This window comes from Streptomyces sp. SID5910 (assembly GCF_009862125.1).
Taxonomy (GTDB): Bacteria; Actinomycetota; Actinomycetes; order Streptomycetales; family Streptomycetaceae; genus Streptomyces.
Genome location: NZ_WWHX01000831.1, coordinates 1 through 6,787 on the forward strand (window position 1 = coordinate 1; position 6,787 = coordinate 6,787).

A 6,787-nucleotide genomic window follows, 5' to 3' on the forward strand; every position below is an offset into this window, starting at 1 on the left:
CGCCTCCGGCCGCGGCGCGGCGGCGGCACCCGTGGGCACCGGGCCCGACGCCGCCCGGCCCTTGTCCACCGCCGTCCGGATCGCCTCCACCTCGCCCCGCAGCTCGTCCTTGCCGGGGAAGTTCTCGTCGCGTTCCAGCAGGACACCCGGCGGCGCGACGCGCGAGGCGAGGTCGGTCAGGATGTCGAGCACCGGCCGCGGCACGGGGTGGGCGTGGCTGTCGTGCCAGACGCCGTCGCGCTCGAAGCCGCCCGCGACATGGACGTAGGCGAGGGCCTCCAGGGGCAGTTCGCGCAGCGCCTCGGCCGGGTCCTCGCCGCGGTTGACGTGGTTGGTGTGGAGGTTCGCCACGTCGATGAGCAGCCGCACCCCGGTCCGGTCGGCCAGCTCGTACAGGAACTGGCCCTCCGTCATCTCCTCGCCCGGCCAGGCGATCAGCGCGGCGATGTTCTCGACGGCGAGCGGTACGGGCAGCGCGTCCTGGGCGATGCGGACGTTCTCGCAGAGCACGTCGAGGGAGTCGCGGGTGCGGGGCACCGGCAGCAGGTGCCCCGCCTCAAGGAGCGGGGAGGCGGACAGCGGCCCGCCGGCCCGGACGAACGCGATGTGCTCGGTGACCAGCGGCGACCCCAGCACCTCCGCCCGCTCGGCCAGCGCCGCCAGCCTGCCCGCGTCGGGCCGCTCGGCGCCGCCGAGACCGAGCGAGACGCCGTGCGGCACTACGGTGACGCCGCGCTCGCGCAGCCGCAGCAGGGACTCCGGCAGGTGCCCGGGACACAGGTTCTCGCTCACGGCCTCGACCCAGTCGATGCCGGGCATGCGCTCCACGACGTCCGCGATCTCCGGCCGCCACCCGATGCCGGTCCCCAGTCGCTCCATGGTCCTGTCCCTCCCCGTCGGTTCGACGGGGGTATGGCCCCGGCCGGGCGGCGCCAACCCTGGGGTGGGCATGTTCAGAGCAATATCTGAGGTTCGCGCCCCGGAGCCCGAAGCGCTACCGCAGCGCCGGGTGGTCCGCCACGACCGTGCAGGACCCCGGCGCGATCTCCGTGAACCCGGCGTCGCGGACCACCGGCAGGCCGCCGGCGGTGAGGGCGCTCCAGCGGGACGGGTCCGCGGCGCGTACCGCCAGCGGGAAGCCCGCGTCGCGCCAGGCGGCCCGCGCCGCGTCGTCCAGGTCCCACCAGGCGAGCTGGGCGCCGTGGCCGGCCTGGGCCATCGCCTTGCCGGCCGACATGTCCAGGCCGGGGTTCAGCCAGAGGACGGGGCCCGACGGGTCGGCGTCGGCCGGGGGCTCCGGGTCGTCGAGGTCGGTGCCGGAGACCTGGAGGCGGGCCAGGTCCTTGGGCCAGCCGTCCAGCGGGACCGGCGGGAAGACCCGCACCTCGGCCGCCTTCCCGGTCACCGTGATGCCGGGCAGCGCCTCGGCCCGTCGCCACTCGGCGCCGCGCGCCCGGCGCACCACCTTGCGGATGCGGGCGTCCTGCCAGTCGCGCACGGCCTCGGCCCACTCGCCGTCGCCCGTCGACCGCTCGTCCGCGAGCATCGTCAGTACCGCGCGGGCCGCGGTCTCCAGGGCGTCCGTACGGGCCGGCGGCGCGGCCCGCTCCATGCGGACCACCAGCGGCAGCACGAACTGCGGCGCGAGGTCGCGGTCGCCGGGCTCGGGACGGAAGGGGCTGTCGGGGACGGGCGTCGTCGAAGGCTCGTTGCTCACGCCCCCAGTCTGCCAAGACGCCCGGGCCTCACCCCGAGCAGGCGGTCCGCTGGGCCTCCTGCCATTCGCACCGCGGGCACAGGGTGATCCCCTTGTACGACTCGGGATGCTCCGTAGGCTCCCGGCACAGCACGCACTCCGCGTACGGCGGTCCGTCGGCCATGGGCGGGCGGGTCGCGTCGATCAGACAGTAGTCCTCGTCGCTGCTCATGCCTCCAGCGTAGGACCGTCAGCGCCGTCCGTCCGCCGCGCCGATCAGCTCGGACACCTTGACGAAGCGGTAGCCCTGCTTGCGCAGTTCGGGCACGACCGTGCGCACCGCCTGCTCGGTCACGGGGGCGGCGCTGCGGGTGCAGTGCATGACGACGACCGAACCGGGCCGTACGCCGTCCAGCACCTGCTTGGCCACCGCGTCGGCGTCCGTCGCGAAGGCGTCCCCGCTCACCACGTCCCACTGCACGGCGGTGACGCCCGCGGGGGTCAGCTCGCCGAGGGCCGTCTTGTCGTAACAGCCGCCGGGGAAGCGGAAGTAGGGCATCGGATTCGGCACCCCGGCCTTCTTGAACGCCGTGTACGCCCGCTCCAGGTCCGACCGCATCCGCTCCCGGGGCACGGTGGGCAGGCCGTAGCAGTCGTCCGTGTAGGCGTAGTGGCTGTAGGAGTGGTTGGCGATCTCGAAGCGGGGGTCCAGGCCGATGGAGCGGGCCTCGTCCGGGTACTCCTCGGCCCACCGCCCGGTCATGAACACGGTGGCGGGCACCTTCAGCTTCCGCAGGGTCGCGATCAGCTGAGGGTTGTCGAACCGTTCGCCCGCCGCCGCGCGGGGCCCCTCGTCCGCGGTCATGTCGGCGTCGAAGGTGAGGGCGACGGTCTTGCCGTCGGCGCGCGGGCCGTGCTCGAAGACGGGGGTGAGGCCGGCGGGGCCGGGCGCGAGGGTGGGCGGCCGGGAGGGGGCGGCCTTCGAGGGGCCGGCGGAGGAGGCGGACGGTGCCGGACGGGGGGCCTGTCCGGCCTCCGTGGTCCCGCAGGCGGCGAGGGCGACGGAGGCGGCGGCGACAGCGCACAGTGCGGTGGTGCGGCGTACGAGAGTCATCACCGCACGAACGTATGAGTGTGTTGTTCATTTTGTACGACTATGTGTCGCGACGTGCCCGAGGGGTCACCCTCCCGGGTCAGAACGCGCCCCGAGGGGTCAGATGTCCCGCTGCTCCAGCGGCTTCGTCGCCGGGCCCTGGATCACCTTGCCGTCCGTGGCGAAGCGCGAGCCGTGGCAGGGGCACTCCCAGGCGCGCTCCGCCGCGTTGAAGTTGACCAGACAGCCCAGGTGCGTGCAGCGCGGGGAGAGGGCGTGCAGCGCGCCCGCCTCGTCCCGGTAGACGGCGAGCCGGTCGCCGCCGGCCCGGACCACGGCGCCCTCGCCGGGCGGCAGGGCGTCCACCGGCGGCGCGGGGCGCAGCCGGTCGCCGACGAAGTGCCGGGCGACCTCGGCCTGCGTCTTCAGGAACGCCGGCGCCTCACGCACCGCGGTGCGCAGCCGGCGCGGGTCGTACAGCCCGCTCCACGCGCACTCCTCGCCGGTGATCTGCGCGGTCAGCAGCAGGCCCGCCATCATGCCGCCGCTCAGCCCCCAGCCGCCGAAGCCGGTCGCGACGTACGTGTGGTGCGCGCCCGGGTGCAGCGGGCCGACCATCGGGACGGTGTCCGTCGGGTCGATGTCCTGGGTGGCCCAGGACCAGGTGAGGTCCACGCCGGGGAAGTGCTCGCCGGCCCAGGCGGACAGGCGCGCGAAGCGCTCCCGGGTGTCGCCCGTGCCGGGTGTGAAGTGCTCGCCGGTGACGATCAGCAGCCGGCGGCCCGCCTCGTCCAGCGGCGCCGTGCGCACCGACCGCGTGTTCTCGTCCGGCGTGATGTACATGCCGTCGACGTCCCGGTCCGCCTCGACGCTCCCGGCGACGACCAGCTCGCGGCGCGGGGAGAGCCGGGCGAAGAGGAGGGCCCGGTCGAAGATCGGGTAGTGGGTGGCGACCACGACGTCCCGGGCGGTGACCGTCGCCCCCGTGCCCGTCGACACGCGGCACGGCTCGCCCTCGTCCAGGCCGTGCACGGTGGTGTCCTCGAAGATCCGCCCGCCGCGCGCCTCCAGGTCCGCGGCGAGGGCCAGCAGGTACTTGCGCGGATGGAACTGGGCCTGCCCGGTCACCCGGACGGCGCCCGCCACCGGGAACGGCAGCCCGGTCTCCGTCACGAACGACGCCGGCAGCCCCGCCTCCTTCGCGGCGGCCGCCTCGGCCCGCACCTCTTCCACGCGCCCCGCGTCGCACACGTACGTGTACGCGTCCCGGGTCTCCCAGTCGCAGTCGATGCCCAGCTCCGCGACCACCTCGGAGGCGTGCTCGATCGCCTCGGTCTGCGAGCGGGCGTACAGCCGGGCGCCCTCGGGGCCCCGGGTGCGGCGCAGCTTGTCGTAGACCAGCGTGTGCTGGGCGGTCAGCTTGGCGCTGGTGCGGCCGGTGACGCCGGCCGCGACCCGCCCCGCCTCCAGCACCGCCACGCTGCGCCCGGCCCGCGCCAGCTCCCACGCGGTGCTCAGCCCGGCGACGCCGGCGCCGATCACGGCCACGTCGACGTCCAGGTCCTCCGCGAGGGCGGGGCGCGGCGCACCGCCCGGTGCCGTCTGAAGCCAGTACGAGCCCTCGGCCTGCGCTTTCTCCGTCATGCGGCCCCGGGTACCCCGTCGCCGCGGCTTCAGTGACCGGGCGGTGCGCCCCCGGTTACCTGCGCCAGGGGCCGGTCACCGCGAAGGTCGTCCCCGGGGTGTAGCAGTTGACGTACATGGTGTCGCCGTCGGGTGAGAAGGTGACCCCGGCGAACTCGCCCCACTCGGGCTCCTCAGCCGTGCCGATGTTCTGCCGGCCGCGGGCCATCGCGTACACCTCGCCCTTGCGCGTCACGCCGAAGACGTGCTGGGCGCCGTTGCCGTCCTCGCAGACCATGAGGCCGCCGCTGGGGGCCAGGCAGATGTTGTCCGGGGACTCGCCGGGCAGCTGGACGTCGGTGTCCGGGCCGAAGACGATCACCAGGGTGAGCCGGCGCCGCTCGGGGTCGTAGCGCCAGATCTGCCCGAAGTGGTCGGCGGCCGAGCCCTCGGCGCTGTGGGCGAAGGACGACACGAAGTACACGCTGCTGCCGCCCCAGTAGCAGCCCTCCAGCTTCTGCGCGTGGGTGATGCCGCCCCGGCCGAAGTCCTGGAAGCGGATCGGTGTCTCGGCGGCCAGCGGGTCGGGTACGTCCACCCACTCGATGTGGTCGAAGGTGGCGCCGGTCTCCTGGATCGAGGACAGGTCGGGCACGCCGGGTACGCGCATGGCCTGGAGCCGGCCGCCCGCGCGCAGCGAGCCCGTGCCGCCCAGCGGCTTCTTCGGCAGGAAGCGGTAGAAGAGCCCGAAGGGCCGCTCGAAGGCGTCCTCCGTCTCGTACACGACGCCCCGCCGCGGGTCCACGGCGATCGCCTCGTGCTGGAAGCGGCCCATCGCCGTCAGCGGCACGGCGCCGGTGCGGTGCGGGTCGACGGGGTCGACCTCGAAGATGAAGCCGTGGTCCTTGGTGTACCCGCTGGTGCCCGCCTTGTCCTCGGTCTCCTCGCAGGTCAGCCACGTGTGCCAGGGGGTGGGGCCGCCCGCGCAGTTGACGGCCGTACCGGCGATGGCCACCCGCTCGGACAGCACACGGTTGCGGGAGTCCAGGGTCAGCGCGGTACAGCCGCCCTTGCCCGCCGGGTCGTACGTCAGGCCCTCGACCGTGGGGACGGGGACCTTGCCGTTGGCGCGGTTCTCGTGGTTGCGGACCAGGTGGGTGCGGCCGTTCCTGCCGGGGAAGGCCGACATGCCGTCGTGGTTGGACGGGACCGGGCCCTCGCCGGAGCGCAGCCGGTCGCCCTCACGGGACAGGACCTGGTAGCGGAATCCTTTCGGCAGGTCGAGCAGGCCGTGGGGGTCGGGGACCAGGGGGCCGTAGCCGGAGTGGCCGGGGGAGTGTGCGGCGGCGGTGCCCGCGAAGAGCTCGGAGAGGGCTCCGGTGAAGGCGATGCCGGCTCCGAGCGCACCGGAGCGGGCGAGCACCTGACGTCGTGTTGCGGACATGGGGCAACCTTCCTGCTGGCGGACAGGACTGTGACCCCGCTGTGTCTATCACCTGCCAGGAGCCCCGGGAACCACGCGTGTAGCACGTGTCACCGCTCGTCACTGCTCCACGGGCCGTTCCTGGGCCTTCTCCAGGAACCGCAGCAGCTCGACCGGGAAGGGCAGGACCAGCGTCGAGTTCTTCTCGGCGGCCACCGCGACCACGGTCTGGAGCAGGCGCAGTTGCAGGGCGGCGGGCTGCTCGGACATCTGCTCCGCCGCCTCGGCGAGCTTCTTCGACGCCTGGAGCTCGGCGTCGGCGTTGATGATCCGGGCCCGCCGCTCCCGGTCGGCCTCGGCCTGCCGGGCCATGGAGCGCTTCATGGTGTCGGGCAGGGAGACGTCCTTGATCTCGACCCGGTCGATCTGCACGCCCCAGCCGACCGCCGGGCTGTCGATCATCAGCTCCAGGCCCTGGTTGAGTTTCTCCCGGTCGGAGAGCAGATCGTCCAGCTCGCTCTTGCCGATGATGGACCGCAGTGAGGTCTGCGCCATCTGGGAGACGGCGAACCGGTAGTCCTCGACCTTGACCAGGGCGTTCGCCGCGTCGACCACCTTGAAGTAGACGACGGCGTCGACCCGCACGGTCACGTTGTCGCGGGTGATGCCCTCCTGCGCGGGCACCGGCAGCGTGACGATCTGCATGTTGACCTTGTGCAGCCGGTCCACGAACGGAACCACCATGGTGAACCCGGGAGACCGCACGTCCCCCGCGAGCCGTCCGAGCCGGAAGACCACCCCGCGCTCGTACTGCTTGACGACCCGCGCCGCCGAGGCGACGTAGAGCACCCCGGCGCTTCCGACGGCGGCCACCGCGGTCAGCAGCTCCTGGAGCATGACGGCCTCCTCGCCGAGAGGTCCGATTCGTCTGCTCCTGCAACGATATGCCCGA

At 73.6% G+C, this 6,787-nt stretch carries 7 protein-coding genes; all 7 read right to left on the reverse strand.

Annotated elements, in window-relative coordinates; genetic code table 11:
- Positions 1-879: MbnB/TglH/ChrH family RiPP precursor modification enzyme (locus GTW67_RS29285; RefSeq protein WP_161167769.1), on the reverse strand; the 879-nt coding region annotated here is incomplete at its 3' end.
- 115 nt (positions 880-994) lie between these two features.
- Positions 995-1,717, reverse strand: coding sequence for a peptidyl-tRNA hydrolase (locus tag GTW67_RS29290; RefSeq protein WP_161167770.1), 723 nt, complete (start codon positions 1,715-1,717; stop codon positions 995-997).
- A gap of 28 nt (positions 1,718-1,745) precedes the next feature.
- Positions 1,746-1,928, reverse strand: a complete 183-nt coding sequence (locus tag GTW67_RS29295; RefSeq protein ID WP_161167771.1) for a hypothetical protein — start codon at positions 1,926-1,928, stop codon at positions 1,746-1,748.
- Between the two features lie 18 nt (positions 1,929-1,946).
- Positions 1,947-2,813 (reverse strand): polysaccharide deacetylase family protein, encoded by an 867-nt coding sequence (locus GTW67_RS29300; protein ID WP_161167772.1) that lies wholly within the window; start codon positions 2,811-2,813, stop codon positions 1,947-1,949.
- A gap of 96 nt (positions 2,814-2,909) precedes the next feature.
- On the reverse strand, positions 2,910-4,433 hold the full coding sequence (locus GTW67_RS29305) for an FAD-dependent oxidoreductase (RefSeq protein WP_161167773.1): 1,524 nt from the start codon (positions 4,431-4,433) through the stop codon (positions 2,910-2,912).
- Positions 4,434-4,488: 55 nt separating this feature from the next.
- A complete protein-coding gene (locus tag GTW67_RS29310) occupies positions 4,489-5,856 on the reverse strand; it encodes a PhoX family protein (RefSeq protein ID WP_161167774.1) in 1,368 nt (455 codons plus the stop codon).
- Between the two features lie 99 nt (positions 5,857-5,955).
- On the reverse strand, positions 5,956-6,732 hold the full coding sequence (locus GTW67_RS29315) for a slipin family protein (protein ID WP_161167775.1): 777 nt from the start codon (positions 6,730-6,732) through the stop codon (positions 5,956-5,958).
- Positions 6,733-6,787 lie beyond the last annotated feature (55 nt).

What these genes read in the sequence shown, in the direction of transcription:
- GTW67_RS29315 (WP_161167775.1), bottom strand. Translation starts at nt 6,732, where the DNA reads ATGCTCCAGGAGCTGCTGACCGCGGTGGCCGCCGTCGGAAGCGCCGGG.
- GTW67_RS29305 (WP_161167773.1), bottom strand. Translation starts at nt 4,433, where the DNA reads ATGACGGAGAAAGCGCAGGCCGAGGGCTCGTACTGGCTTCAGACGGCA.
- GTW67_RS29310 (WP_161167774.1), bottom strand. Translation starts at nt 5,856, where the DNA reads ATGTCCGCAACACGACGTCAGGTGCTCGCCCGCTCCGGTGCGCTCGGA.
- GTW67_RS29295 (WP_161167771.1), bottom strand. Translation starts at nt 1,928, where the DNA reads ATGAGCAGCGACGAGGACTACTGTCTGATCGACGCGACCCGCCCGCCC.